The sequence below is a fragment of the Rhizobium sp. CFBP 13726 genome (genome assembly GCF_014841925.1).
Lineage (GTDB): Bacteria > Pseudomonadota > Alphaproteobacteria > Rhizobiales > Rhizobiaceae > Neorhizobium > Neorhizobium soli.
The window spans coordinates 197,880-222,736 of sequence record NZ_JACYUU010000003.1 but is presented as its reverse complement, the minus strand read 5'-3'; the positions used below and the strand labels follow the sequence as shown (position 1 = coordinate 222,736).

General features: G+C 60.4%; 26 protein-coding genes. 13 read left to right on the top strand and 13 right to left on the bottom strand.

Annotated features, from left to right (window positions below):
* Positions 1-6: 6 nt before the first annotated feature.
* Both guaA and IFT66_RS15090 read left to right on the top strand, forming a co-directional pair.
* Positions 7-1,596, top strand: coding sequence for a glutamine-hydrolyzing GMP synthase (gene guaA, locus IFT66_RS15095; protein ID WP_192078115.1), 1,590 nt, complete (start codon positions 7-9; stop codon positions 1,594-1,596).
* A 65-nt stretch (positions 1,597-1,661) separates the two neighbouring features.
* Positions 1,662-2,252 carry a YqaA family protein gene (locus tag IFT66_RS15090; RefSeq protein ID WP_092663834.1) on the top strand — a complete coding sequence of 197 codons (591 nt, stop codon included), beginning with the start codon at positions 1,662-1,664 and terminating at the stop codon, positions 2,250-2,252.
* A 256-nt stretch (positions 2,253-2,508) separates the two neighbouring features.
* On the opposite strand, the gene IFT66_RS15085 is transcribed toward IFT66_RS15090, so the two are convergent.
* Entirely contained in the window at positions 2,509-2,673 is a 165-nt protein-coding gene (locus IFT66_RS15085) for a hypothetical protein (RefSeq protein WP_092663836.1), read from the bottom strand.
* Positions 2,674-2,843: 170 nt separating this feature from the next.
* On the opposite strand from IFT66_RS15085, the gene IFT66_RS15080 reads away from it, so the two are divergent.
* The 3 genes from IFT66_RS15080 (at position 2,844) to IFT66_RS15070 (ending at position 5,022) form a co-directional block, all read left to right on the top strand.
* Positions 2,844-3,197, top strand: coding sequence for an ArsC family reductase (locus IFT66_RS15080; RefSeq protein ID WP_192078114.1), 354 nt, complete (start codon positions 2,844-2,846; stop codon positions 3,195-3,197).
* Positions 3,198-3,202: 5 nt separating this feature from the next.
* Positions 3,203-3,676, top strand: a complete 474-nt coding sequence (gene ybaK, locus IFT66_RS15075) for a Cys-tRNA(Pro) deacylase (RefSeq protein WP_192078113.1) — start codon at positions 3,203-3,205, stop codon at positions 3,674-3,676.
* Positions 3,677-3,768: 92 nt separating this feature from the next.
* Positions 3,769-5,022 carry an aminopeptidase gene (locus IFT66_RS15070; protein ID WP_192078112.1) on the top strand — a complete coding sequence of 418 codons (1,254 nt, stop codon included), beginning with the start codon at positions 3,769-3,771 and terminating at the stop codon, positions 5,020-5,022.
* Positions 5,023-5,065: 43 nt separating this feature from the next.
* On the opposite strand, the gene IFT66_RS15065 is transcribed toward IFT66_RS15070, so the two are convergent.
* The 3 genes from IFT66_RS15065 to IFT66_RS15055 form a co-directional block, all read right to left on the bottom strand.
* Positions 5,066-5,401 (bottom strand): hypothetical protein, encoded by a 336-nt coding sequence (locus IFT66_RS15065; RefSeq protein ID WP_062578748.1) that lies wholly within the window; start codon positions 5,399-5,401, stop codon positions 5,066-5,068.
* A 123-nt stretch (positions 5,402-5,524) separates the two neighbouring features.
* Positions 5,525-7,138: an exodeoxyribonuclease VII large subunit gene (xseA, locus tag IFT66_RS15060; RefSeq protein ID WP_192078111.1), complete on the bottom strand. Its 1,614-nt coding sequence runs from the start codon at positions 7,136-7,138 to the stop codon at positions 5,525-5,527.
* 71 nt (positions 7,139-7,209) lie between these two features.
* On the bottom strand, positions 7,210-9,015 hold the full coding sequence (locus IFT66_RS15055) for a hypothetical protein (protein ID WP_192078110.1): 1,806 nt from the start codon (positions 9,013-9,015) through the stop codon (positions 7,210-7,212).
* A gap of 152 nt (positions 9,016-9,167) precedes the next feature.
* On the opposite strand from IFT66_RS15055, the gene IFT66_RS15050 reads away from it, so the two are divergent.
* Positions 9,168-10,178, top strand: a complete 1,011-nt coding sequence (locus IFT66_RS15050) for a glycosyltransferase (protein WP_192078109.1) — start codon at positions 9,168-9,170, stop codon at positions 10,176-10,178.
* Complete coding sequence (locus tag IFT66_RS15045; RefSeq protein WP_192078108.1) at positions 10,175-10,555, top strand: GtrA family protein; 381 nt, start codon at positions 10,175-10,177, stop codon at positions 10,553-10,555. Before IFT66_RS15050 ends, IFT66_RS15045 begins: the two co-directional genes overlap by 4 nt.
* Position 10,556: 1 nt before the next feature.
* Here IFT66_RS15045 and IFT66_RS15040 read toward each other — a convergent pair whose 3' ends face one another.
* Complete coding sequence (locus IFT66_RS15040) at positions 10,557-11,543, bottom strand: Gfo/Idh/MocA family protein (RefSeq protein ID WP_192078107.1); 987 nt, start codon at positions 11,541-11,543, stop codon at positions 10,557-10,559.
* Between the two features lie 191 nt (positions 11,544-11,734).
* Here IFT66_RS15040 and IFT66_RS15035 point away from each other — a divergent pair, with 191 nt between their 5' ends.
* The 3 genes from IFT66_RS15035 to IFT66_RS15025 are packed head-to-tail and all read left to right on the top strand — an operon-like array spanning position 11,735 to position 14,015.
* Positions 11,735-12,685, top strand: a complete 951-nt coding sequence (locus tag IFT66_RS15035) for an aldo/keto reductase (protein WP_192078106.1) — start codon at positions 11,735-11,737, stop codon at positions 12,683-12,685.
* A 55-nt stretch (positions 12,686-12,740) separates the two neighbouring features.
* Complete coding sequence (locus IFT66_RS15030; RefSeq protein ID WP_113109349.1) at positions 12,741-13,736, top strand: aldo/keto reductase; 996 nt, start codon at positions 12,741-12,743, stop codon at positions 13,734-13,736.
* Between the two features lie 54 nt (positions 13,737-13,790).
* Positions 13,791-14,015 (top strand): DUF3072 domain-containing protein, encoded by a 225-nt coding sequence (locus IFT66_RS15025; RefSeq protein WP_062454087.1) that lies wholly within the window; start codon positions 13,791-13,793, stop codon positions 14,013-14,015.
* 107 nt (positions 14,016-14,122) lie between these two features.
* Here the strand turns inward: IFT66_RS15025 and IFT66_RS15020 are convergent, their stop codons facing one another.
* From IFT66_RS15020 to infC, 7 genes are all read right to left on the bottom strand, one after another.
* Positions 14,123-14,740 carry a hypothetical protein gene (locus IFT66_RS15020; RefSeq protein WP_192078105.1) on the bottom strand — a complete coding sequence of 206 codons (618 nt, stop codon included), beginning with the start codon at positions 14,738-14,740 and terminating at the stop codon, positions 14,123-14,125.
* A gap of 221 nt (positions 14,741-14,961) precedes the next feature.
* Entirely contained in the window at positions 14,962-17,397 is a 2,436-nt protein-coding gene (gene pheT / locus IFT66_RS15015) for a phenylalanine--tRNA ligase subunit beta (protein WP_192078104.1), read from the bottom strand.
* Positions 17,394-17,837 (bottom strand): GFA family protein, encoded by a 444-nt coding sequence (locus IFT66_RS15010; protein WP_244508877.1) that lies wholly within the window; start codon positions 17,835-17,837, stop codon positions 17,394-17,396. The genes pheT and IFT66_RS15010 overlap by 4 nt, the downstream gene beginning before the upstream one ends.
* Positions 17,838-17,863: 26 nt before the next feature.
* The gene (gene pheS / locus IFT66_RS15005; protein WP_192078103.1) at positions 17,864-18,946 is read right to left on the bottom strand and encodes a phenylalanine--tRNA ligase subunit alpha; all 1,083 of its coding nucleotides are present in this window, start codon (positions 18,944-18,946) and stop codon (positions 17,864-17,866) included.
* A 152-nt stretch (positions 18,947-19,098) separates the two neighbouring features.
* Entirely contained in the window at positions 19,099-19,503 is a 405-nt protein-coding gene (rplT, locus tag IFT66_RS15000; RefSeq protein WP_062454093.1) for a 50S ribosomal protein L20, read from the bottom strand.
* Positions 19,504-19,545: 42 nt separating this feature from the next.
* On the bottom strand, positions 19,546-19,749 hold the full coding sequence (gene rpmI, locus IFT66_RS14995; RefSeq protein ID WP_046793986.1) for a 50S ribosomal protein L35: 204 nt from the start codon (positions 19,747-19,749) through the stop codon (positions 19,546-19,548).
* Between the two features lie 197 nt (positions 19,750-19,946).
* Positions 19,947-20,483 (bottom strand): translation initiation factor IF-3, encoded by a 537-nt coding sequence (gene infC / locus IFT66_RS14990; protein WP_062454094.1) that lies wholly within the window; start codon positions 20,481-20,483, stop codon positions 19,947-19,949.
* Positions 20,484-20,702: 219 nt separating this feature from the next.
* Between infC and IFT66_RS14985 the strand changes: the two genes are divergently transcribed.
* Complete coding sequence (locus IFT66_RS14985; RefSeq protein WP_192078102.1) at positions 20,703-21,503, top strand: alpha/beta hydrolase; 801 nt, start codon at positions 20,703-20,705, stop codon at positions 21,501-21,503.
* A 135-nt stretch (positions 21,504-21,638) separates the two neighbouring features.
* A complete protein-coding gene (locus IFT66_RS14980) occupies positions 21,639-22,253 on the top strand; it encodes a transglutaminase-like cysteine peptidase (RefSeq protein ID WP_192078101.1) in 615 nt (204 codons plus the stop codon).
* Positions 22,254-22,378: 125 nt separating this feature from the next.
* Here IFT66_RS14980 and mbfA read toward each other — a convergent pair whose 3' ends face one another.
* Entirely contained in the window at positions 22,379-23,362 is a 984-nt protein-coding gene (gene mbfA, locus IFT66_RS14975) for an iron exporter MbfA (protein ID WP_192078100.1), read from the bottom strand.
* A 254-nt stretch (positions 23,363-23,616) separates the two neighbouring features.
* Here mbfA and IFT66_RS14970 point away from each other — a divergent pair, with 254 nt between their 5' ends.
* On the top strand, positions 23,617-24,723 hold the full coding sequence (locus IFT66_RS14970) for a TRAP transporter substrate-binding protein (RefSeq protein ID WP_192078099.1): 1,107 nt from the start codon (positions 23,617-23,619) through the stop codon (positions 24,721-24,723).
* Positions 24,724-24,857: the final 134 nt, after the last annotated feature.

The window sequence follows — 24,857 nt, the reverse complement described above, 5'->3', positions numbered from 1 at the left end:
CTCGCCATGACCCAGACAACGCCCTTGGTAGCTCATCCCGACAGCATTCTCATCATCGATTTCGGCAGCCAGGTGACGCAGCTGATTGCGCGCCGCGTGCGCGAAGCGGGTGTGTATTGCGAGATCCACCCGTTTCAAAGTGCATCGGACGCCTTCGACAGGATGGCGCCGAAGGGCGTGATCTTTTCCGGCGGCCCGGCATCGGTCACGACTGAGGGTAGCCCGCGCGCACCGCAGGCCGTGTTCGACAGCGGCGTTCCGATCCTTGGCATCTGCTACGGCCAGCAGACGCTGGCAACCCAGCTCGGCGGCGTCGTCGAGGGTGGCCATGCCGCGGAATTCGGCCGCGCCGACGTCGAGATCAAGAAATCCAGCCCGCTGTTTGATGGTTTCTGGGAACAGGGCGGCCGCTATCCCGTGTGGATGAGCCACGGCGACCGCGTCACGCAGTTGCCTGATGGCTTCGAAGTGATCGCCACATCCGAAAACGCGCCGTTCGCGATCGCTGCCGACGAGAGCCGTCGCTATTATACGACGATGTTCCATCCGGAAGTGGTGCACACGCCTGATGGGGCCAAGCTGCTCTCCAATTTCGTGCACAAGATCGTCGGCCTGAAGTCCGACTGGACCATGGCTGCCTACAAGGCCGAAATGATCCGCAAGATCCAGGAACAGGTTGGCACCGAGCGCGTCATCTGCGGCCTGTCCGGCGGCGTTGATTCATCCGTTGCCGCTATCCTGATCCACGAAGCGATCGGCGACCAGCTGACCTGCATCTATGTCGACCACGGCCTGATGCGCCAGGGCGAGACCGAACAGGTCGTCGGCATGTTCCGCGATGCCTATAACATCCCGCTCGTGGCCGTGGATGCATCCGACCTCTTCCTGACGCAGCTGGCCGGCGTTTCCGACCCCGAGGTCAAGCGTAAGACGATCGGCCGCCTGTTCATCGAGGTTTTTGAAGCGGAAGCCGCCAAGATCGCCTCCGACGGCAAGGGCGCTCCACGCTTCCTCGCACAGGGCACGCTCTACCCTGACGTTATCGAGAGCGTTTCGTTCTCCGGCGGCCCGTCGGTTACCATCAAGAGCCACCACAACGTCGGTGGATTGCCTGAGCGCATGAACATGCAGCTGGTGGAACCGCTGCGCGAACTGTTCAAGGACGAGGTGCGCGCGCTCGGCCGTGAGCTTGGCCTGCCGGAAAGCTTCATCGGCCGCCACCCGTTCCCGGGCCCAGGCCTTGCCATCCGCTGCCCCGGTGCGATTACCCGCGAAAAGCTTGATATCCTGCGCAAGGCGGATGCAATCTATCTCGACGAAATCCGCAAGGCCGGTCTCTACGACACGATCTGGCAGGCATTCGCCGTGCTTCTGCCGGTGCAGACCGTCGGCGTGATGGGCGACTACCGCACCTACGACTTCGTCTGTGCGCTGCGCGCCGTGACCTCGGTCGACGGCATGACGGCGGACTTCTACCCCTACGACATGAACTTCCTTGGCCGTGCGGCAACCCGCATCATCAACGAAGTGCGCGGCATCAACCGCGTCGTCTACGACGTGACGAGCAAGCCGCCCGGCACGATCGAGTGGGAATAGGCCTTTAGTGACCGGCCGCATCACGCAGCGGCCTGTCACCTCCCAATCCCTTCCCGGATATCCCTATGCTCCGCAGCCTCTATGACTGGACGATGGCGCTCAGCGCCCGCAAGTCCGCAAGCGTGTGGCTTGCGGTCATCGCCTTCGTCGAAAGCTCGGTCTTTCTGGTGCCGGCGGATGTGCTGTTTCTGCCTATGGCGCTCGCAAGGCCTGAGCGCGCCTGGCGCTACGCCCTGATCGCCACGACGTTTTCCGTCCTCGGTGGCATTGCCGGTTGGTGGATCGGGTTTTTCGCTTTCGATGCGATCGCCGTGCCGATTCTCGAATTCTGGGGCAAGCTCGATACGTTCAACGAGCTGAAATCCGGCATCACCTACGAGACGATCCTGCTGATGCTGGTCACGTCAGGCTTTGCGCATCTGCCGCCGATCAAGGTGGTCACGATCCTGTCCGGTGCCGTGCATGTCAATATCTGGCTGTTCATCGCAGCGGCCGTGGTGACCCGCGGAGCCCGCTTCTTTCTCCTCGCATGGCTCCTGCGCCGCCACGGCGAGAGCATCCGGCATTTCATCGAGAAGCGGCTCGGGAAACTGGCACTGATCGGCGCCGTCGTGCTGATCGCCGTCTATTGCGCCTACAAGATGCTGATGAGCTGAGTTGGCGCGACGCCAGCTGCGGCTGTGTTATCAGGCAGTTTGTGCACGCCTAACCTTGTATCATTATTTCTGCGGGGAAGTTTGTGGCTTGATCGCCTATCGGCTTGCGACACAAGCCATGCAGTGAGCAGGATGGTGGCCTGCTGTGGCTGAAGGTCTCAGCCGGGTCATGTCATCAGCGCTCGTGGTGTGGCGAAGGACTACGCCACACAGGTCCGGCAGGAACTTTCCCGCCGGGCGGTCTTTGGAAGTATGATTAGCGAACCTTGCGGAAAGCCTGGGGATCGATGCCGAGGATCTCGAGGTCACGGGCGTGCGGACGACGGTTGTTCTCGACAGCAGCGGATGCGGAGACGGCAGCGCCGAACAGTGCAAATGCACGACCGAATGCGCCAACGCGGTTCTTGATAGATGCAGACATTTGATCTCTCCTTGTGATGTTGCTAAAATAGGCTTCTGATTGTGCCTATACAATCGACAAGCTCACAGAGGAGGCATGCGCCAATCACATGGCACGGACCTCACGGCATCCATGCCTTGCCTAAACCGAGGTGTCGTTGCTATCGATCGTCATCAACTGAAGAGGTTTTCATGGCGATCACCATCTATGGCATCAAGAATTGCGACACGATGAAGAAGGCCCGCGCCTGGCTGGATGAGAAGGGCGTTGCCTACACCTTCCACGACTACAAGGCGCTCGGTATCGACCCCGATCATCTTGACGACTGGACGGGGCGCGCCGGGTGGGAACAGGTGCTGAATCGCGCAGGCACCACGTTCAAGAAACTTCCCGAGACCGACAAGCTGGATCTCGACCGGGAGAAGGCGATCGCGCTGATGGCGGCTCAGCCTTCGATGATCAAGCGGCCCATACTGGAAGCGGATGGCGAGCTGGTTGTCGGCTTCAAACCGGAAACCTACGCCGCGACATTCACCGAGACCTGAATTTCATGTCCAAGGCGACCCGCGCAACCGAAGTCCTCGAGAAGGCTGACGTGAGCTTCACGACGGTCACCTACGACTATGATCCGAACGCCGAACGCATCGGCCTTCAGGCAGCCGAGGCCATCGGCGAAAATCCTTGCCGTGTCCTGAAGACGTTGATGGCGGAGGTGGACGGCAAGGCGGTCTGCGTTGTCATCCCGTCGGATAGAGAAGTCTCGATGAAGAGGCTTGCCGCGGCCTTCGGTGGCAAGTCTGCGGCCATGATGAAACCGGCTGATGCCGAACGGATAACCGGCTATCGTGTCGGCGGCATCAGCCCGTTCGGACAGAGGAAGCCCGTGCCAACGGCGATCGAAGCGACGGCTCTCGAGGAGGTCCATATTTTCGTCAATGGTGGCCAGCGAGGGCTTCAGGTTCGTCTTGCCCCAAAAGACGCACAATCGGCGTTGAAAGCGATAGCGGCGGCCCTTGTTGCGTGAAGCGAGGGGACTACGATCGTGACCGATCGACTTCAAATTCACCTCAGTTACCCTAAGTCGTGTCAGCAGATATTCCAAGAACAGAGGCCATTATGACAATCGTGCCGAATTTCCAGACCGCCATCCATCCGCAGAAACTCGAAAAGCTTGCCGAAGTGGCGGTCAAGGTTGGCCTTGGACTCGCGAAGAACCAGGATCTCGTCATCACAGCGCCGATTGCGGCCTTGCCGCTGGTTCGGTTCCTGACCCGCCACGCCTATAAGGCCGGTGCCGGTCTTGTTACCACGTTCTATTCCGACGAAGAGACGACGCTTGCGCGCTACGAGTTCGCGCCCGATGCGAGTTTCGACAAGGCCTCGGACTGGCTCTACGAGGGCATGGCGAAGGCCTATGCCAATGGTGCGGCGCGTCTGGCGATCTCCGGCGACAACCCGATGATGCTCTCCGAACAGGATCCTACCAAGGTGGCGCGGGCCAACAAGGCCAACTCGATGGCCTACAAGCCGGCGCTCGAGAAGATCGCCAATTTCGACATCAACTGGAACATCATTTCCTATCCCAACCCGGCTTGGGCACGGCAGGTGTTTCCGGACGTGGCCGAAGAAGTGGCGGTGCGCAAGCTGGCCGATGCGATCTTTGCCGCTTCCCGCGTCGATCTCGACGACCCCGTCGCTGCCTGGGCATCGCACAATGCGAACCTCAAGAAGCGCTCGACTTGGCTGAACGGCGAGCGTTTTTCAGCGCTTCACTTCACCGGCCCCGGCACGGACCTGACGGTTGGCCTGGCTGATGGCCATGAATGGCATGGCGGTGCGTCCGTCGCGAAAAACGGCATCACCTGCAATCCGAACATTCCGACCGAGGAAGTGTTCACGACTCCGCACGCGCTGAAGGTGGAAGGCTATGTTTCCAGCACCAAGCCACTGTCGCATCAGGGCACGTTGATCGACGATATCAGGGTGAAGTTCGAGGGCGGCCGCATCGTCGAGGCAAATGCTGCCAAGGGCGGGGAAGTGCTGAGCCGGGTTCTGGACACGGATGCTGGTGCCCGCCGGCTGGGCGAAGTGGCGCTAGTGCCGCATTCCTCGCCGATTTCGGCAAGCGGCATCCTGTTCTACAACACGCTGTTTGACGAAAACGCGTCCTGCCACATCGCGCTTGGCCAGTGCTATTCGAAATGCTTCCTCGACGGAGCGTCGCTGACGCCGGAGCAGATCAGGACGCAGGGCGGCAATTCGAGCCTCATCCACATCGACTGGATGATCGGATCCGACAAGGTGGATATCGACGGCATCAGGGCCGACGGTTCCAAAGTGCCTGTGATGCGCGCCGGCGAGTGGGCCTGACGCACAAAAAACAGGGCCCGGCTGGACCGGGCCCTTGCCGCCATCAGCGGTAATAGACGACCTTGCCGCCGTTGGCAGCGGTTTCCACCGACAGGACGTTGTGGATGGCAATGCCGCGGGCTTCGAGCGAGCGCATCAGGCTGCCGTCGGCACTGACTTCCGCCTGGGCACGGCGCATGATCAGTTCGTTGCCGGAACCCGACCACTCGGAATATCCGTCCTTGCGGCTGGTGAGCGAGCCGGACTGGATCGCGATGACGTTATCGTCATAAGCCTTGCCGAAGATGATCTCCGATGCCCTCGTCTGTCCGGCCAGTGCCGGAGTGCCGAAAGCTGCCGCCGAGAGGATCAGCAACGAGGTCGCGAATGCTTTTTTCATGGCCATGGTCTCCGTTTGCAACTGCCGAGGAAACGCGGCTTGCAACGCCGTGTTCCAGAGAGGTCTCTTCGTGGAGAAGATAGGAAGTCTTGGCGGGGATTTGAATGGGCTGCCGCCCAAGGGTTAGAACAGCGTGCCCTGCTTGGCAGGCTGGTCGGCACCTTCCGGTTTCGGCAGCTTCTTTTTCGGCTGAGATGGCCGTGCGGAGGGCGACGGATAGTCAACGGGTGCCTCGCCGCCCGTGACGGCCGAGATACGACCGTCAGCGAATTCCACGGAAATCGCCCGGCCCTCGCCGATGCCAGCGGCCCGTGTCAGGGGGTGGTTGTTCTCATCTCTAATGACCGCAAAACCGCGTTGCAGGACGTTCTTGTAGGAGAGCGACTGCAGGACGCGATCCTGCGCCGAGATGGCCGAACGGCTGCGCGCGAGCGTGTGCGACATAGCGGTATCGGCATGGCGCCCGAACGATACGAGATGTTGACGCTCGCGCTGGATCTGGCCGAGCAGCCGCGCGGGCAGAGATTTCAGCGACGCTTCGAAACGCGACAGACGCCCGCGTTCGCTCAACGCTCTTCTCTCCAGGCAACGATCGGCCCGTAGCAGCCGGTCGTTCAAAGCCTGGCGTTGTTGCTGGAGCCTGCCCGTCAGGAGATCGAGGCGCAGACCGGACGAGACACGCTCGAACGCGCGGCGCTTGACGACCGTCGTGCGCTCCAGCCCGCGGCCGAGGCCAGCCGCGGCTTCATCGAACCGTCGGCGCGGAAGTGCCAGCAGCTGGTCGAGCGACGGAAGCGCGCGGACGAGCGCCCGCAGCGACTGTTTGCGGTGGTCCATCTGGCGCGCTGCGCAGCCCCGCAGCCGGGCGGCCAGGCTGGCGAGCTGAGCTTCGAGATCCGCCTTCACGGGAACAGCCATTTCGGCGGCGCCTGTCGGCGTCGGTGCGCGAACATCGGCGGCGTGATCGAGGAGCGTCCAGTCGGTCTCGTGGCCCACGGCCGAGATCAGCGGTATCCGGCTTTCGGCTGCAGCGCGCACGACGATCTCGTCGTTGAAGCTCCAGAGATCTTCCAGACTGCCGCCACCGCGGCCGACGATCAGCACATCTGGTCTTCGGATGGCGTCACCTGGCCCGAGCGCGTTGAACCCGCGGATGGCAGCGGCGACTTCCTCGCCGGACCCCTCGCCCTGAACCTTGACGGGCCATAGGACCACATGGACGGGAAAGCGATCGGAAATGCGGTGCAGGATATCGCGGATGACGGCGCCGGTTGGCGAGGTCACCACGCCGATGACACGCGGCAGATAAGGCAGGGGCTGCTTGCGGTCCTGATCGAACAGGCCTTCGGCACCGAGCTTGCGGCGGCGCTCCTCAAGCAGCGCCATGAGCGCGCCGGCGCCTGCCGGCTCGAGGTTTTCGATGACGATCTGATATTTCGACGAGCCTGGAAATGTGGTGATCTTGCCGGTCGCGATCACTTCCATGCCTTCTTCCGGCCGGAACCGCAGGCGCGAGAAGGTGCCCTTCCAGATGACCGCATCAATGCGCGAGCGGTCGTCCTTCAGCGAGAAATAGGCATGACCGGAAGAGTGCGGACCGCGATAACCGGAAATTTCTCCCCTCACCCGCACATGATCGAACGCATTTTCCATCGTGCGCTTGATTGAGCCGGAAAGCTCCGACACGGAAAATTCGGTGAGGTTCGTCGGCGATTCTTGGGCGATAGGGCTCGTCATGCCCTTTGTTCTAACCGAAGGCTGCGCCGATTTCATCCGTCTTTCCGGATCATCCGACGCTTAATCTCGCGCTAGTCTCGAACAACCCGATAGATCATGAACCCATCCAGCGGGCCTGTGGCCACAGGCTGCAGGTATGGTGGGACGTCACTCCGGGCGAGCGCGGCATAGAGGCCGTCAGGTTTCATCGCGATCAGCCGCTCGGTCTGCGGATCGCTCTTGCAGAAGGTGAGAGCCGTGACACCGGCACCATCGATAAAGGCCTTGGATTCGGCCGGTTGCGCGAGGCCGATATGCAGTTCGGTCAGCATGCCGCCCTGATTGCGGTGATAGGGCGCGGACAATGCACGATGTCGCGTGAAGCGAATGATCTCCGCGCCGCTGTTGGAGGGAGAAGCGATAACGCCGACCGGAAGGGCATTCAGCGCGGACCATGTCTGCGGCCCGCCGCATTCTCCTTCTTCACCTGCGTTATCGGTGGAGAGGATATTGAGGTCGACGGCGCCGACGCCCTCTTTCACGAGAATGCCCACGACGCCCCAGACGACCGGAACGGACGCGAGGACCGTGACGATATAGGCCGCGGCAAGACCTGGATTGTTGCGGTCCGCATTGGCCCGGACGCGGATATCGGCGATCAGCAGAGACAGCGGCAGGATGCTGAGGAGGTTGGAAAAGATCGTCCCGCGCACCTGAATGGCAGCGACGGCGAAGGAAACCAGGAGCAGAACGAGAAGCACGACGTGGGTTTCGACCTTGCTGCGGCAGGCGATGCGGGCAAGGCAGACGAGAATGGCGAAAAGGCCCACGGCATAGAAGCCGCCGACGAGCTCGGGCGTGTCGCGCATTTCAGCCACGATCGAGCGTGCCTCGGATACGCCGTTCAGCCAGAGTTCGACAAGCAGCGGATCAAGGTTTGCCAGCGGATTGCCGAGGCATTCCGGCGCAATTGCGCGGGCTGCAGCAAGAAGGGCGACGCCGGCCGCCCCCAGCATGGCGAAACGCAGCAACCGTTTATCGGGCAAGGGCAGGCTTGCCAGAATGAACAGGCCGGCGCCACCGATCGCCGTCAGCGAATAAAAGCCAAAGGAAAGATTATCGCAGGTGACGACCGCATAGCGATAGGGCGGCACGGTGGCGAAAAAGGCGGCGGAGATCGCAAGCGTGAGGCAGAGGCCGAACGCTTTGGCGGCCCCGGCGAACGACCTGCCGTGCCAGGCCCATTGCAGCACGACGCAGATGCAGGCGGCAGCGACGAAAGGGACCGTTTCGGCACCGACGGCGATCGCCAGCGCCGCTGCAATGCCGGCGACGGCATAGCTTGACCGGCGATATTGCGGATCGACCAGCATGGCTGTGACCCACATGGCAAGCGCCAGTTGGACATTGTGGTGATCGAGCGCGCCCGGCTGAAATTTGATGTTGGTGAAGACGAAGATCGCGCCGATGCCGAGCACCAGATGCAGGGTGACCACCCCGCCGATGCGGCGGCCGGCAAGGCCGAGCGGGACGAACAGGAGGAGCGAGACGAGAAGCGGCCAGACCGTTGCCGCGACGCCTTCGGCCAGCGGCATTGCCATGAACAGCGAGAAAAACTTGATCAATGTCGCGATCGGCAGATCGACCAGACGTGACCAGTGCATGAGCGTGCCGTCGGCGAGGCCGAGCCGGTACTGCATCATGTCGAACCAGCTCTGACCGCCAAGGAGATCGCGGACTTCGACCAGCCGCATGATGTCGTCGTTGTCGGCACCGATCAGATCGGTCGCGGTGGGCAGCTTGATGACCAATGCCATGATCGAGATTGCAAGCCAGTAGATCATCACCACGGGCGCAAGCCTCGACGATATCGCACCGCGCCCGCTAACGACCTGCATGTCTTCCCCACCTCCGACCATGATTTCCGGGGCTTTCGCATTTTCGCCCCGAAATATTCCAGCCCGAAACCTAGCCTTAACCTTCCCAAGAAATAGTAAAGCGGTGAAGCGGCGCGTGCCGTCTGCGGTCTTCTTTGTATCGAGTGAAAACCATGACCGATGCCCTGACGGGTGATCTGAAGATCGCCGTTCTTCTGCCCTGCTACAACGAAGCATCGACGATCGAAGCGGTGGTGAACGGCTTTCGCCAGGCCCTGCCCGATGCGCGCATCTACGTCTACGACAACAATTCGACCGACGGCACTGCGCTGAAAGCCATGCTGGCCGGTGCCGAGGTGATGCGGGAACGACGCCAGGGCAAAGGCCATGTGGTGCGCCGCATGTTTGCCGATATCGACGCCGACATCTATCTGATGGCGGATGGTGACGGCACCTATTCCCCGAAAGACGCGGAAGAGCTGATCCGCACCCTGTTGACCGAGCGCGCCGATATGGTTGTCGGCTCCCGTCGGGGCGTTCATGCGGATGCGGGGCGCCAGGGCCACGCGACCGGAAACCGGCTGTTCAACATTCTCTACCGGACGATCTTCGGACGCGACTTTACCGATATCTTTTCCGGCTACCGCGCCTTCTCGCGTCGCTTCGTCAAGAGCTTTCCGGCCGTATCCGGCGGGTTCGAGATCGAGACGGAAATGTCGGTGCATGCGTCGCGTCTGAAGCTACCGATCTGCGAGATCGAGCTGGATTATGGTCGGCGTCCGGAAGGATCGCATTCCAAACTTTCGACCTTCCGCGATGGTGCAAAGATCCTCTGGATGTTTGCGATGCTGATGAAGGAAACCCGGCCCTTCGCCTTCTTCGGCACGATCAGCGCTGCCTTCATGGCGGCAAGCCTCGCCTTCATGGCGCCGGTGCTGGTCGAGTATTTCGAGACGGGCCTGGTCGAGCGGATGCCGACCTGGGTCTTCTCGCTGGTGCTGATGCTGATCTCGTTTCTGGTGTTCACGGCCGGGCTCATCCTCGATTCCCTATCGCGGGCACGGTCAGAGCAGTTGCGTATCCATTATATGAGCATGCCGCAACGCGTCCATGCTCCGGTCTCGCTGCAGAAATCTGCTGGTGGCCGCCGCAAGACTGCCAAGGACGCCAAGAGCGCCGCATGAAGCGACTTTTCTGGTTCTTGGCTGCAGGCGGCTGCGGCTTCGTCATCGATGCCGGACTGACGTATTTTCTGATCGCGGTTGCCGGGTTCGGTCCGTTTGCAGCCCGTATTCCTGCGATCATGGTCGCGATGAGCTTTACTTGGCTGATCAACCGCAACAGGACGTTCGAGCCGTCACCGCACTCGCTTGCGCAGGAGGGCTTTCGATACTGGGCCGTGGGCATCACCTCGGCCTGTATCAATTACGCCGTCTATTCCCTGCTAATGTGGCGGGCGCCGTTCCTGCAGCCGATTGCGGCGATCGTGTTCGCCTCGGCTGCAGCAACGGCCTACAGCTATTTCGGATATTCCCGCTTCGTCTTCCGCCACAAGAACTAGGTCAGACCGTCTCCCAGCCGTCGGTTTCGCCGGCGCGGTAGATTGCGTCGATAAAGCGCTGGTTGAGAAGCGAGTTCTCGAGCGTCACGATTTCCGCCGCCTCGCCCATGGCTGCCTTCGCGAAGGCTTCGGCCTGGCGGCGATACTGGCGGCTGTCGGGGAAGCGGAAGATCTGCGAGACATTGTGCTTCTGGTTGGTGAGTTCGATCTCTTCGGCACCCCAGCGGTCGGCATTGAAGGGAGACTTGACCTCGATCGTGCCCTCTGTGCCGTGGAAGACCATGAGCTGGCGACCCGCCATCTGGGTCGAGATGTAGAAGCTCATTTCGAATGTCTCGAACGCTGCCTTGACGCTTGCATAGATATCCGTGCCGAAGTCGGGATCGCGCGCTACCGTGGCCTGGACGCGTAGAGGTTCGAGGCCGGTCGCAAAGCGGGTCGCGATCGTCGGGTAGACGCCGATATCCGGCAGCGCGCCGCCACCGAGTTCCGGAATGTTGCGCATGTTGTCAGGATCGCGGTTGAAATAGCTGAAGGCGCCCTGGACATGCTTGAGATCGCCGATTGCGCCTTCCTTGAGGAGGTCGCGCACCTTATGCCAGACGGGCGCATAGGTGACCATGAAGGCTTCGGAAATCAGAACGCCGTTGTCATCCCGTGCTGCGATCAGTCGCTCGATCTCGCTCGCCTTCAGCGCGATCGGCTTTTCGCAGAGAACATGCTTGCCGGCCTCGGCCGCCTTGATCGACCATTCCACATGCTGACTGGTCGGCAGCGGGATATAGACGGCATCGATCGTGTCGGAGGCCAGCATCTCGTCATAGGAGCCGAACGCATGCGGCACGCCGAACCGATCAGCAAAAGCGCGCGCCTTGGCAATGTCACGGCTGGCAACGGCGCTGACCACGCAGTTTTCGGCGTCTAGCAGTGCGGGAACGACAGCGTCCCGTCCGATTTTCGCCGTCGACAGGATTCCAAAACGCAACATAGCAGTGCCTCCACACGTTCACAGACAGTCATTGGGAGGCTAACCTAGGGCCGCTTGGTCGGGCGGGCAACTGTCGTTGTCGGCAGTGCTGAAACCTTGTGCCCGCTTGTCGGTTTGACAGTCGATCCAATCAGCCTAGTTTCATCCTTCAGCACTCATCGCTTCCCCACGTCATCTATCTGGAGACCATCATGGACATGCGCTTGCTCGGCCGTACCGGACTTTCCATCTCGCCCGTCGTTTTCGGCGGCAACGTGTTCGGCTGGACCGCGGACGAAAAAACCTCTTTCGAGATGCTGGACGCGTTCTTCGAGGCCGGGTTCAACACGATCGACACCGCCGATGTCTATTCCGCATGGGCGCCCGGCCATCAGGGTGGTGAAAGTGAGACCGTGATCGGCAACTGGCTGAAGCGCGGCACGGTGGCCCGCGACAAGGCTGTCATCGTCACGAAATTCGGTTATCCCACCATGGGCGACGACAAGAAGCTGAAGGCGAAGTGGGTGGTGGAAGCCGTCGACAAATCCCTGCAGCGGTTGCAGACCGACTATATCGACCTCTACCTTTCGCATTTTCCCGATGACGACACGCCGCATGAGGAGACGCTTGGCGCGCTTGCGAAGCTGAAGGATGCCGGCAAGGTGCGTTCCATCGGCTGCTCGAACTTCAGTGTCGAACAGTTGCGGGCCTCGCTCAATGCCGCTGACAAAAACGGCCTGCCCCGCTACGATGTGCTGCAGCCGGAATACAATCTCTACACCCGCAACAAGTTCGAGGGCCCGCTTGCGGACCTTTGCATCGCCGAAGACATCGGCGTCATCAGCTACTACGCGCTGGCAGCTGGCTTCCTGACGGGCAAGTATCGCAAACCCGAAGATGCAGAAGGCAAGACGCGTGGCAACCGCATGCCCGACTACATCAACGACCGGGGCCTGAAGGTGCTTGCAGCACTCGACGAAGTGGCCGCGGAAACCGGCGAAAGCCTGGCTGCGATTTCGATTGCCTGGGTTGCCGCACGGCCGGGCATTACTGCGCCGATCGCCAGCGCCACCAGCCTGAAGCAGCTTGAGGCGATCCTTGCGGCCGGCAGACTCACGCTCACCGACGCGCAGATGGCGCTGCTAAACGAGGCCGGTGCCTGATCGATCCTTCCGGCGACCCCGCCGGACCCTCTTTGAGCCAACCAGGAGAATTCCCGTGCAGACACGCAAGCTTGGAACTGAACTGACGGTCTCGGCGATTGGCCTTGGCTGCATGGGCATGAGCCATGCCTATGGCGGGCAGGATGAGGCGACATCGATCAAGACATTGCACCGCGCCGTCGAGATCGGGGTCAATTTCTTCGACACGGCCGAAGTCTATGGCCCCTTTGTCAACGAGGAACTGGTCGGCAAGGCGTTGCGACCGTTCCGCGACAAGGTGGTGATCGCCACCAAATTCGGGTTCAGGATCGATCCCACCAAGAAGGATTCAAGCGCGATGTCCGGTCTCGACAGCCGGCCGGAGCAGGTGCGCGCAGTTGCCGAAGCCTCGCTGAAACGCCTCGGCATCGACGTGATCGACCTCTTCTACCAGCACCGCGTCGATCCTGATGTGCCGATCGAGGAGACGGTCGGGGCGATGGCCGAGCTGGTGACACAAGGCAAGGTGCGCGCGCTCGGGCTTTCGGAGGCAAGCCCTGAGATCATCCGGCGGGCCCATGCCGTACACCCGATTGCGGCGCTGCAAAGCGAATACTCTCTGTGGACCCGCGATCCCGAGGGCGACGTGCTCGATACCTGCCGTGAGCTGGGGATCGGCTTCGTGCCGTTCAGCCCGCTCGGCCGTGGCTTCCTCACCGGCAAGATCCAGAACACGTCGGAATTCGGCGAAGGTGACCTTCGCCGCACCATGCCGCGCTTCGAGGCTGAGAACATGGAGGCGAACCTGGCGCTTGTTAGGCTTGTCGAACAGATGGCGGCGAAGAAGGGCATCACGGCGGCGCAGCTTGCTCTTGCCTGGGTACTCGCCAAGGGTGACTTCATCGTGCCTATTCCCGGTGCCCGCAAAATCCCCAATCTGGAGCAGAATGCCGGAGCGGCCGACGTCGTGCTTACCGCCGACGATGTGAAGCGCCTCGACGACATGCTGTCTCCCGACAAGATTGCCGGCGCCCGTTATGGTGGACAGGCAGCATGGACACCGCGCCGTTGATGGAACTTCGTTTCACCGAGAACGTTTAAGGAACATCCAAACGGTGAGGAAACTATGAGCGACATACACAACCCGAAGACTGACCCGGATCCCGCATCGAACACCGAGAAGGACCCGGATGACTGGGTCACCGGTGACGAGCCAATGACCGGCGCCCAGGGCTCCTATCTCAAGACCCTCAGCGAGCAGGCGAAAGAGCCTGACGCTTTCGCCGAGGACTTGTCCAAGGCCGAAGCCTCCAAACGCATTGATGCGCTCCGCGAAAAGATGAAGATGTGAGTATTTAGCCCTCCGCAGGTTCTGTTGTTGCAGAGCCTGGGGAGGGTCTCGTCGAGTCTGAAGAACAGGCAGTGCAATCGGTCGTGCATTCCTATCTCGATGAGGCACTATCGCCTCAACTTCGGAAAGCCCTGGTACCATTCCGAATGGTCGCCGCCATGGTTGGCCATTCCTTCCTTGGTCAGGAGCCCGCGGGGCTGGGCATAGCTCGTGATCCGGCGCACCGGCCGCTCATGCCACTGGATATTGAAGGCCCAGAGTTTCGGGAAAAAGCAGAGCGAGGCATAAGGCAGGTGATCGTGGATCCACCAGGCAAGCTTTCGCCAGTCGCCCTCCTCGCTGACATTGTCAATTAGCCATGGGACGACGATACAGGCCGTTGCCCCCATGCAGCCATCAGCATCGCGAAGATCCCAGATGTGGTCTGCAGACGAAGCGGCGTTGGTGGCGCAGTTCAATCCCCTGACATTGCCGAAGGCATTGACCGCTGCTGCGCGGTAACCGGAGCGCACATGCAGCCGGCCGAATGTCGCCTGCAGCGGTTCCACCAGCTCCTCACAGAGGTGCCGCCCTGCCTCGATCGCGAGATCAGGATCATCAGGGACATTGGCCATGCCATAGACTGCGGCAATCTCGGAAAACAGGAAATCGCGGAAGAAGAAGTTTTCCGACAGCCTGACCCTGCCAAGCTCCTCCAGCCCCTTCATGGAATTTGGCTTGAGCACCGGCCCTTCCTTCACGATTCTTGTGAAGTTACCACGCCCGTTTGAAACCCACAAAACCATACCAAAATCGAAAAGGCCGCCTTTATTCAGGCGGCCTTTCAGGGATTTGCGGCTCTCCTCGGCGATCTGCATGAGGAGAGCTACATCTATGTTCAGGACGTCCGCGCCGCATTCTATGGATATGGCGGCAGGACAAAGGAATGGCGTTACCAGCGCGCCGGTTAGGCGCGCAGCACGCCGCCGGTGACCTTGACGACGTTGGCGACGATCTTGGCGGTGAGTGCCTCGAAATCCTCGTCCGTCAGCGTCTTGTCGACCGGCTGGATCAGGATCTCGATCGCGACCGACTTCTTGCCCTCGCCCACAGACGCGCCTTCGAAGACGTCGAACACGTTGACGCCCGAGATCAGCTTGCGGTCGGCACTGGTTGCGGCCTTGACGATGGCGCCGGCTTCGACAGTGGATTCAACCACGAAGGCGAAGTCGCGCTTGACGGCCTGGAAGGGCGATAGCTCAAGCGGCGGCTTGGTGCGGGTCGCCTTCTTCTTCGGCTCGGCCATGGCGTCGAGATAGACCTCGAAGCCGCACAGTGCGCCTGACACATCGAGCGCCGACAGCGTCTTCGGATGGAATTCGCCGAAAGTGCCGAGCACGATCTTCGGACCCATCTTGATCGTGCCGCAGCGGCCCGGATGATACCAGGCGGGACCACCCTGTTCGACCTGCACGTTCGACATGGGCAAGCCGCAGGCTTCGATCACGGCCAGCGCATCGGCCTTGGCGTCATAGACATCCACCGGCTTGCCGCCGCCCTTGGCACCGTTCGACCAGAGGCGCCCCGCGCCATTGATCGAGGCCGTGCCGCGGCGGATACCGCCGGCAACGCGACGCTGGCCTTCCGGCGTGTCGTTCTCGTAGGTGCCGGAGACTTCGAAGATCGCCACATCGCCCAAACCCTTGTCAGCATTGCGCTGGGCAGCGGTCAACAGACCCGGCAGCAGCGAGGGACGCATATCCGACATATCCGCGGCGATCGGGTTGGCGAGCTTCAGCGACGGCGCGCCGCCACCGAACAGCTTTGCCTGCGCCTCCGGAATGAACGACCAGGTAACCGCTTCCAGCATGCCGCGGGCAGCGAGTGCACGCTTTGCCGTGCGAGTGCGGATCTGCAACGTGGTCAGGATCTTGCCGTTGACGCTGCCGATGCTTTCGAGCGGCTCCGGCTTGATGTGATCGACGCCGTGGATGCGCATGACTTCTTCGACGAGATCAGCCTTGCCATCGACATCCGGACGCCAGGACGGGACCTTCACCGATACGCGCTCGCCAGTGCCTTCGACCTTGAAGCCCAGACGATCGAGGATCTGGCGGCTTTCGTCGGCGGAGATCTCAAGGCCGGTGAGGCGCTTAACTTCAGTGAAGGGGAAATCGACGACCTTCGGCTCATATGCCTTGTAGCCGACGACCTTTGCTTCGGCAGCCGTGCCGCCGCAGAGTTCCAGCACCAGTTGCGTGGTGCGGTCGAGGCCGGGAAGCATATAGTCAGGATCAACGCCGCGTTCGAACCGGTAGCGGGCATCGGTGATGATGCCGAGAGCGCGACCGGATTTCGCGATGTTGATCGGGTCCCACAGAGCTGATTCGATCAGGACATCGACGGTGTTCTCGTCGCAGCCGGAATGTTCGCCGCCCATGATGCCGCCGATCGATTCGACGCCGTTGTCATCGGCGATGACGACGTTGCTGGGCGTGAGCTTGTACTCGCGGGTATCGAGCGCCAGGATCGTTTCGCCTTCGCTGGCGCGGCGAACGACCAGATCGCCCTTGACATTGGCGGCATCGAAGACGTGCATTGGCCGGCCCTGGTCGAAGGTCATGTAGTTGGTGATGTCGACGAGCGCGTTGATCGGACGCAGGCCGATCGCCTTCAGGCGCGTCTGCATCCAGGCCGGGCTTGCGCCGTTTTTCACGCCGCGCACGAGGCGCAGGCCGAAACCGGGGCACAGGTTTTCGTCATCGAGATCGATCGACAGGCCGACCGGTGTCTTGCCTTCGAGATTGAGCTGAGGCTGAACCCGCGGCTTCAGCGTACCGAGGCCGGATGCGGCAAGATCACGGGCGATGCCATAGATCGAAGTGCAATCGGGACGGTTCGGCGTCAGGTTGATCTCGATCATCGGATCGTCGAGGCCGGCATAGGAGGCGAACGAGGTGCCGACCGGCGCATCGTCGGGAAGATCGATGATGCCGTTATGATCTTCCGACATGTTCAGCTCCTTTTCGGAGCACATCATGCCGTGGCTTTCGACGCCGCGGATCTTGCCGATGGCAAGCGTCACATCGATACCCGGAACGTAATCGCCCGGACGCGCAAGCGCACCGACCAGACCGGCGCGGGCATTCGGCGCGCCGCAGACGATCTGCAGCGGCTTGCCGCCGTTGACATCCGGACCGGCATCGACGGAAAGAACCTTCAGGCGGTCCGCTTCCGGATGTTTTTCCGCCGACAGGACTTTTGCGATGACGAAAGGCTTGTAGGCTGCCTTGTCATCGACATCCTCGACTTCCAGCCCGATCGCCGTCAGGCGCTCGCAGATCTGCTCGAGATTGGCATCGGTTTCAAGGTGATCCTTGAGCCAGGAAAGCGTGAATTTCATCGGTTTTCTCCTGAAGGTCTCTGCACGGTCATCGTTTCCATCCGTGGCAGGCCGTCATCGACATGGAAGAAAGGAAGCTCTTCGCGCACGTAACCGTGCACGCTGGGCGGATAGTTTTCCGGCGCATCCATGGCGCCAAGCATAAAGTAGATCCGGTCGGCGAGCCGCTCATCGGTATACGCGATCGGTGCGCCGCAGGTCGCGCAGAAGCTGCGCTTGACGGGTGCTATGCCGTAGGCCGAGCCGGGCTCGCCTGCGAAAGTCACGTCGTCGGTTTTGAACCCGACAAAGGCCGCGACAGGCGAACCGGTTGCTTTCCGGCAGTCGCTGCAGTGGCAGTAACTGGCGTAGATCGGGTCAGCGCTGGCCGCAAAGAGGATCGCGCCGCAGCGGCAGCCACCGCGGTGCACCCTCCCCTGTCGCGTCACCATCTCACTCATCGCAATTCCGTCCGCAATGGTTCCGGTTACTGGCTCAACCCACCAAACAATGTCGGCATGTCGAGCGGACGGAAACCGTAGTGGTTCATCCAGCGGACATCGGCATTGAAGAAATCGCGCAGGTCCGGCATGCCGTATTTCAGCATGGCGATACGATCGAGGCCCATGCCCCAGGCAAAGCCCTGATACTCGTCCGGATCGAGCCCACCGGCGCGGAGCACATTGGGATGCACCATGCCGCAGCCGAGGATTTCCATCCAGTCGGTGCCTTCGCCGAACTTCACGATCGGGCCTGAACGGTCGCACTGGATATCGACTTCGAAGGACGGTTCGGTGAACGGGAAGAAGGATGGGCGGAACCGCATCGTCACCGACGGAACTTCGAAGAAGGTCTTGCAGAACTCTTCCAGCACATAGCGCAGATTGCCCACATGCGCCTTCTTGTCGACCACGAGGCCTTCGACCTGATGGAACATCGGCGAATGGGTCGCGTCGGAATCCTGGCGGTAGGTCTTGCCAGGAATGATGATGCGGATCGGCGGGTCCTGCGCTTCCATGGTGCGAACCTGGACCGGCGAGGTGTGGGTGCGCAGCACCTTGCGCTCACCCTTTTCATCCGGCTGGAAGAAGAACGTGTCGTGCATTTCGCGGGCGGGATGGCCTTCGGGGAAATTCAGCGCGGTGAAGTTATAGTAGTCGGTCTCGACATCAGAGCCCTCGGCGATCGAGAAGCCCATGTCTGCAAAGATCGCGGTGATTTCGTCGGTGATCTGGCTGATGGGATGGATACGGCCGCGCTCGGCAGGAGAAGAGCGCACCGGCAGCGACACATCGAGCGTCTCGGCCTTCAGACGCGCGTCGATCGCTGCGTCCTTCAGCATCGTCTTGCGGCTCGTGATCGCCTCGGTGACCTCAGTCTTCAGCGCGTTGATCGCCGCGCCGCGGGTCTGGCGTTCTTCCGCCGACATGCCACCGAGTGTCTTCAGGAGCTCGGAGACGGAGCCTTTCCTGCCAAGCGCGTTGACGCGCACGGCTTCGATCGACGCCTCATCGCTCGCACCTTCGATTTCAGCCAGAAGCGAGGTTTTCAGATTTTCCAGATCGGACATGATGTGTTCCGTTGATGCTCGGACAATGAAGCGGATTCGAATGCGACTGCTGGCAGACAAAACATGAAAGCCGACAAAAGAAAAACCCGCGCCAGCTCACTGCCAGCGCGGGTTCCCCAAAATCTATCAGCTACAAGCTTGGGAAGCGCTGGTTACTTGACCGCGCTTTCAAACTCGTTCTTCGTGCCGGCGTCCTTGAGGTAGGCCAGAGCCGTCTTGGAAGCTTCGACGAGAGCGCCGAATGCTGCAGGCTCATGGATTGCCAGGTCGGACAGGACCTTGCGGTCGACTTCAATGCCAGCCTTGTTGAGGCCATCGATGAAGCGGCCGTAGGTCAGGCCGGATTCGCGCACAGCGGCGTTGATACGCTGGATCCAGAGAGCGCGGAAGTTGCGCTTCTTGACGCGACGGTCGCGCGTTGCGAACTGGCGCGAACGATCGACTGCGGCCTTTGCGGCGCGGATGGTATTTTTGCGGCGGCCGTAGAAGCCCTTGGCTGCCTTGAGTGTCTTGGTGTGCTTGGCGCGGGAAGTTACGCCACGTTTTACGCGTGCCATGTCATGATCTCCTTAAAACTGTTCCAAATCGTCGAATGAGTCTTAGAGACCGTTCGGCAGGTAGTTCTTGATAACCTTCTTGCCGTCAGGCTCAGCGAGGATCATCGTGCCGCGTGCATCGCGGATGAACTTGTTGGAACGCTTGATCATGCCGTGGCGCTTGCCAGCAGCGGCGGCAACGACCTTACCGGTCGCGGTTACCTTGAATCGCTTCTTGGCAGCCGATTTCGTCTTCATCTTGGGCATTTTGCTACTCCATAATTGTATCGGAACCGCAGACGATGCGAATTCCAAGCATTTTGAACTGCCACGGCATGCCCTGCCGGACCGTTCGGACGCGCGCTTATAACCGCAGAGGATCGAAAGCGCAATGGGATAAGAAGAATGGCGTGACAACGCCGATACCCTGACCTTCTAAAGGCACGGGGCGATTGGCGTGGCGCTTACTTCGGCGCCAGCACCATCATCATCTGGCGGCCTTCGAGCTTGGGCTCGGCTTCCACCTTGGCGATCTCGACAGTGTCTTCTTTGACCTGCAGCAGAAGCTTCATGCCGAGTTCCTGGTGGGCCATTTCGCGGCCACGGAACTTCAGCGTCACCTTTACCTTGTCGCCTTCCTCAAAGAACCGGTTCATCGCCTTCATCTTCACCTCATAGTCATGGGTGTCGATGTTCGGGCGCATCTTGATTTCTTTGATTTCGACGATCTTCTGCTTCTTGCGCGCTTCGGACGCCTTCTTCTGGTTCGCGTATTTCAGCTTACCAAGATCGAGGATCTTGCATACCGGCGGATCGTTGTTCGGCGAGATCTCGACGAGATCGAGTCCGGCGTCCTCGGCCATCTTGAGGGCCTGGTCGGTCGGTATCGCACCGAGATTCAAGCCTTCGGCATCGATAAGCTGGACCTTGGGAACGCGGATTTCCCGGTTTGAGCGCGGGCCTTCCTTGACGGGGGCATCGGCTTTGAATGGTCTGCGAATGGTCGTGTTCTCCTAGATAATTTCAGCACGCAGCAACGACAATTCCTCGCTTGGCTGCAGCCGAAAGCGGAATGTCGTCATCACTGGATAGATGTCAATACCATATACGCGGGGAAAAATCACCTGCTGCAATCGTCTGACAATGTGATTTATAGATGCCCGCCTTTCAGGATGCCTCTGTTTGACGCAATCGGAGGCTGCGACGTCAAGGAGACCCACATGTCAGCGACCGCCCCATCAGACCTTATCCGCATTCCGGTTGGCACCGCAGAGACAATGCGCGAGATCGCAATTCTCGTCAGGCCGGCATCCGCTTCCAACGACAACGCGGCTTTCGTCTGGCTCGGCGGCTACCGATCGGACATGACGGGCACCAAAGCCGTCGAACTCGACGCGCTGGCCGAGACGCTCGGCACCGAGTGCATCCGCTTCGACTATTCCGGCCACGGCGTCTCCGGCGGCGCGTTTCGCGACGGCACGATTTCCCGCTGGCTGGAGGAGGCTCTTGCCGTGCTCGACCACACGAAACCCAAGAGCGTAGTGCTGGTCGGCTCGTCGATGGGCGGCTGGATCGCGCTTCGTGTGGCTCAAGAGCTTAACAAGCGTGGCGGGTCGCCCAAAGTCGAGGGTATGGTGCTGATTGCCCCCGCCCCCGATTTTACGGGGGAGCTGATCGAGCCACACCTGACGGATGAGCAGCGGCAGTCGCTTGCAGTCAACGGCTATGTCGAGGAACCCTCCGAATATAGCAGCGAACCTGATATCTACACCCGCGACCTGCTTGAGGATGGAGCACGCAACCGAGTACTGACCGGCATTATCGAAACCGGTTGCCCCGTGCATATCCTTCAGGGAATGAACGACCGCGACGTGCCTTATGAACACGCGCTGAAACTCATGGAATTCCTGCCTGCCGACGACGTGACGCTGACGCTTGTACGTGACGGTGATCACCGCCTTTCCAGACCTCAGGATATCGAAAAAATGAGGGGTGCAATCATGGGCCTAATAAATAAATGAGTAAATTTTGGGCTGATGCGAGAATGCAGCATTGTTAACCATAAAGCAGTTTTAATGAAGATTAACAAAACCTGAACGATTGACTTGACCCCCATTCGGCCCTTAACTTTTCGTTAGGACTTTAAGGGACGGGTCATGATGAAAGCCTTGCTGGTACGGCGCTTTGCGGTGATCCTTTTGTGCGCGCTGGTGCCTGCGGGCGCCGCAATGCCGGCTCCGCGGTCGATTGCATCGATGGTGACCGGTGACGTGACGTCGCAACCGATCGGCCATTTCGAGTTCTGCCAGCGCCTGCCCGCGGAATGTTCTCTGAAGAGCCGGTCGGCGCCCGCTCCCAAACTCAACGAAGACAGCTGGCAAACGGTTCGCCGGATCAACCTGGAAGTCAACGAGCGCTATATCGCCAAGACCGACATGGATGCTTACGGTCGGGAAGAGTTCTGGACCTATCCGACCATCTTCGCCGACTGCGAGGATTTCGCGTTGCAGAAGCGCAAGGAACTGGCCGAAGCAGGCTTCAGTTATTCCGACCTTATGATGACGGTCGTGCGCAAGCCGGATGGAGAAGGTCACGCCGTTCTGACGCTTCGCACTGCGGATGGAGATTTCATTCTCGACAATCTTGATAACGATGTCCTGCCCTGGACAGCCACGCATTACACGTTCCTGAAGCGCCAGGCTTCGTTCAACGCAGGGCGTTGGGTCACCATCGAAAATGGCCGCGACCTTCTCGTCGGCGCTCTCCGGTAGAGCCGGCTTGCAGACGACGGGCCGTATCAACCGGTCGAAATGACAAGACCCGCCCTGCTTTTGCAGCGGCGGGTCTTCTTTTTTGCTGTCGATGCGCCGGCTGCGGCGAACCGATAACCTGCGCCTTATCCGTTGCCGATCAGGATACCGGCGGCCAGGACCAGCGAGCCGCCGAACACGACCTGGAAGACAGCCTTGAAGAACGGTGTCTCCATGTATCGGTTCTGGATGAAGGCGATCGCCCAGAGTTCGAAGAAGACGATGATCGCCGCAACGATAGTGGCCGTCCAGAAATGCGGAATGAGATAGGGCAGCGTATGGCCAAGCCCGCCGATGGCGGTCATGATGCCTGAGGCAAATCCGCGCTTGATGGGGGAGCCGCGACCGGAAATCTTGCCATCGTCGTGTGCCGCTTCGGTAAAGCCCATCGAGATACCCGCACCGACCGATGCGGACAGACCGATCAGGAAGGTCGACCAGGTATCGCCCGTGGCGAATGCTGCCGCAAAGATCGGCGCCAGTGTCGAAACCGAACCGTCCATAAGGCCGGCAAGCCCTGGCTGGACATAGGTCAGGATAAACTGACGCCGGGCAGACAGGTCTTCTTCCGAACGCGTTTCCTCGGGTACGTGCTTTTCGCCGAGCATCCGGGCGATGTCTTCATGCCCGTCCTCCGCCAAGGCCAGATCGCCCAGGAGCTGCCGCGTCGAGGCATCCGATACCCTTTTGGCGGCCTCGCGATAGAACCGTGCCGCCTGGCGCTCCATCGCTTCCGTCTGTTCGCGGATCTTGTCGAGCGGCAGATTGCGCATCAGCCAGTCGGTCTTGCGGGCGTAAAATCCCTGCACATGCTCTCTGCGGATCAGCGGAATGTTCTCGCCGAAGCGGGAGCGAAACATCTGGATCAGCATGTTCTTGTGCGTCTGCTCGACCTCGGCCATGTCCTCGAACACCTTTGCGGAGCTCGGATATGCCTCTTTCAGGTTCTTCGCGTAGGAGAGATAGATGCGCGCATCCTCCTCTTCCGACGAGATGGCAAGAGCGAGGATTTCCTCTTCGCTCAGCGACAAAAACGCCCGGCGGGACCCGGGCACCAAACGAGTGAACATCGAAGCTCCTTATTAGAATAATTCTAACCTAACTTTTTTGTGTGAAAGTTCAAGTCACTCCAAACCGTGCCCTTTGATCCGTTTGAGAAAAAAATTCGCGCGCAATATTCGCAAACCAATGCTGCAGCGCAGCGCAACTTCCTGCACTTTTTACTTGCCGGTGACGAAATGATCGGATTAAGAGCAGACGCCGGTGAGGACCGGTGAAATGAAGTTACCGGCCGTCAAGGGCCAGTCAGAAAGGCATGACCCGTATGAACCGCAGACATTTCTTTCGGCAGGCAGGGACCGCCGGAATCGGCGCAGTTGCAGCCGGGGCTTTGGCCGCTCCCGCGATCGCGCAGGAAAGCCCCAAGCTCACCTGGAGGATGACATCCTCCTTTACCAAGAACACCGACATCCTCTGGGCCGCATCCACCGATATCGCGCAAAGCGTCAAGGAAGCGACGGACGGCAACTTCACCATCCACACATTCGCGGCCGGCGAAATTGTGCCCGGCCTTCAGGCGGCAGACGCTGTTTCCAACGGAACCGTCGAAATGGCGCATACCTGCTCCTACTATTACATTGGCAAGGATCCGACATTCGCGCTCGGGACGTCGGTGCCCTTCGGTCTTAATGCCCGCCAGACGAACTCCTGGTTCTCGATCGGCGGCGGCAACGACCTGCTCAACGAATTCCTCGGCACCTACAATCTCTATGCGCTGCCGGCCGGCAATACGGGTGCCCAGATGGGTGGCTGGTTCCGCAAGGAGATCAACACGATCGATGACCTGAAGGGTCTGAAGATGCGCATCGCAGGTCTTGCCGGCCAGGTGATGACGAAGCTTGGCGTCACGCCGCAGCAGATCGCCGGCGGCGACGTTTATGCGGCCCTGGAAAAGGGCACGATCGATGCGACCGAATTCGTCGGTCCCTATGACGATCAGAAGCTTGGCTTCGTGAAGGTCGCGAAATACTACTACTATCCCGCATGGTGGGAAAGTGGCCCGGCCGTCCACGCCTTCTTCAACCGCGACAAGTTCAACAATCTGCCGAAGAGCTACCAGCGCATTCTGAAAGATGCCTGCGCCAACGCCAACATGAACATGCTGGCTCGCTACGATGCCAGCAACGCCAAGGCGCTGCGCCAGCTTGTGTCGGAAGGTGCCGTGCTGAAGGCCTTCAACCAGCAGATCCTAGATGCCAGCTTCGCTGCGGCGCAGGAAACCTATGCGGAACTCACGGCCAAGAACGCTGCCTTCAAGAAGATCTACGACAGCCAGCAGGCCTTCAAGAAGGATGCCTATCTCTGGGCGCAGATCGCCGATTACACCTACGACACGTTCATGATGATCCAGCAGCGCAACGGCAAGCTTTGATCATCAAGCGCACCTGCTCAATCGAGAACCCCGGCCCAGCCCGGGGTTTTCCTTTTGCGGCAAGGCAAACACTGTCGATTCCTCTTGTCGGAGCCGGGAAAAGAGCTTTAAGACCAAGACGGCTTGAACGAGAT

Coding starts and splice junctions, on each gene's coding strand:
- guaA (WP_192078115.1), top strand. CDS start 7: ATGACCCAGACAACGCCCTTGGTAGCTCATCCCGACAGCATTCTCATC.
- IFT66_RS15090 (WP_092663834.1), top strand. CDS start 1,662: ATGCTCCGCAGCCTCTATGACTGGACGATGGCGCTCAGCGCCCGCAAG.
- IFT66_RS15085 (WP_092663836.1), bottom strand. CDS start 2,673: ATGTCTGCATCTATCAAGAACCGCGTTGGCGCATTCGGTCGTGCATTT.
- IFT66_RS15080 (WP_192078114.1), top strand. CDS start 2,844: ATGGCGATCACCATCTATGGCATCAAGAATTGCGACACGATGAAGAAG.
- ybaK (WP_192078113.1), top strand. CDS start 3,203: ATGTCCAAGGCGACCCGCGCAACCGAAGTCCTCGAGAAGGCTGACGTG.
- IFT66_RS15070 (WP_192078112.1), top strand. CDS start 3,769: ATGACAATCGTGCCGAATTTCCAGACCGCCATCCATCCGCAGAAACTC.
- IFT66_RS15065 (WP_062578748.1), bottom strand. CDS start 5,401: ATGAAAAAAGCATTCGCGACCTCGTTGCTGATCCTCTCGGCGGCAGCT.
- xseA (WP_192078111.1), bottom strand. CDS start 7,138: ATGACGAGCCCTATCGCCCAAGAATCGCCGACGAACCTCACCGAATTT.
- IFT66_RS15055 (WP_192078110.1), bottom strand. CDS start 9,015: ATGCAGGTCGTTAGCGGGCGCGGTGCGATATCGTCGAGGCTTGCGCCC.
- IFT66_RS15050 (WP_192078109.1), top strand. CDS start 9,168: ATGACCGATGCCCTGACGGGTGATCTGAAGATCGCCGTTCTTCTGCCC.
- IFT66_RS15045 (WP_192078108.1), top strand. CDS start 10,175: ATGAAGCGACTTTTCTGGTTCTTGGCTGCAGGCGGCTGCGGCTTCGTC.
- IFT66_RS15040 (WP_192078107.1), bottom strand. CDS start 11,543: ATGTTGCGTTTTGGAATCCTGTCGACGGCGAAAATCGGACGGGACGCT.
- IFT66_RS15035 (WP_192078106.1), top strand. CDS start 11,735: ATGGACATGCGCTTGCTCGGCCGTACCGGACTTTCCATCTCGCCCGTC.
- IFT66_RS15025 (WP_062454087.1), top strand. CDS start 13,791: ATGAGCGACATACACAACCCGAAGACTGACCCGGATCCCGCATCGAAC.
- pheT (WP_192078104.1), bottom strand. CDS start 17,397: ATGAAATTCACGCTTTCCTGGCTCAAGGATCACCTTGAAACCGATGCC.
- IFT66_RS15010 (WP_244508877.1), bottom strand. CDS start 17,837: ATGAGTGAGATGGTGACGCGACAGGGGAGGGTGCACCGCGGTGGCTGC.
- pheS (WP_192078103.1), bottom strand. CDS start 18,946: ATGTCCGATCTGGAAAATCTGAAAACCTCGCTTCTGGCTGAAATCGAA.
- rplT (WP_062454093.1), bottom strand. CDS start 19,503: ATGGCACGCGTAAAACGTGGCGTAACTTCCCGCGCCAAGCACACCAAG.
- rpmI (WP_046793986.1), bottom strand. CDS start 19,749: ATGCCCAAGATGAAGACGAAATCGGCTGCCAAGAAGCGATTCAAGGTA.
- IFT66_RS14985 (WP_192078102.1), top strand. CDS start 20,703: ATGTCAGCGACCGCCCCATCAGACCTTATCCGCATTCCGGTTGGCACC.
- IFT66_RS14980 (WP_192078101.1), top strand. CDS start 21,639: ATGATGAAAGCCTTGCTGGTACGGCGCTTTGCGGTGATCCTTTTGTGC.
- mbfA (WP_192078100.1), bottom strand. CDS start 23,362: ATGTTCACTCGTTTGGTGCCCGGGTCCCGCCGGGCGTTTTTGTCGCTG.
- IFT66_RS14970 (WP_192078099.1), top strand. CDS start 23,617: ATGAACCGCAGACATTTCTTTCGGCAGGCAGGGACCGCCGGAATCGGC.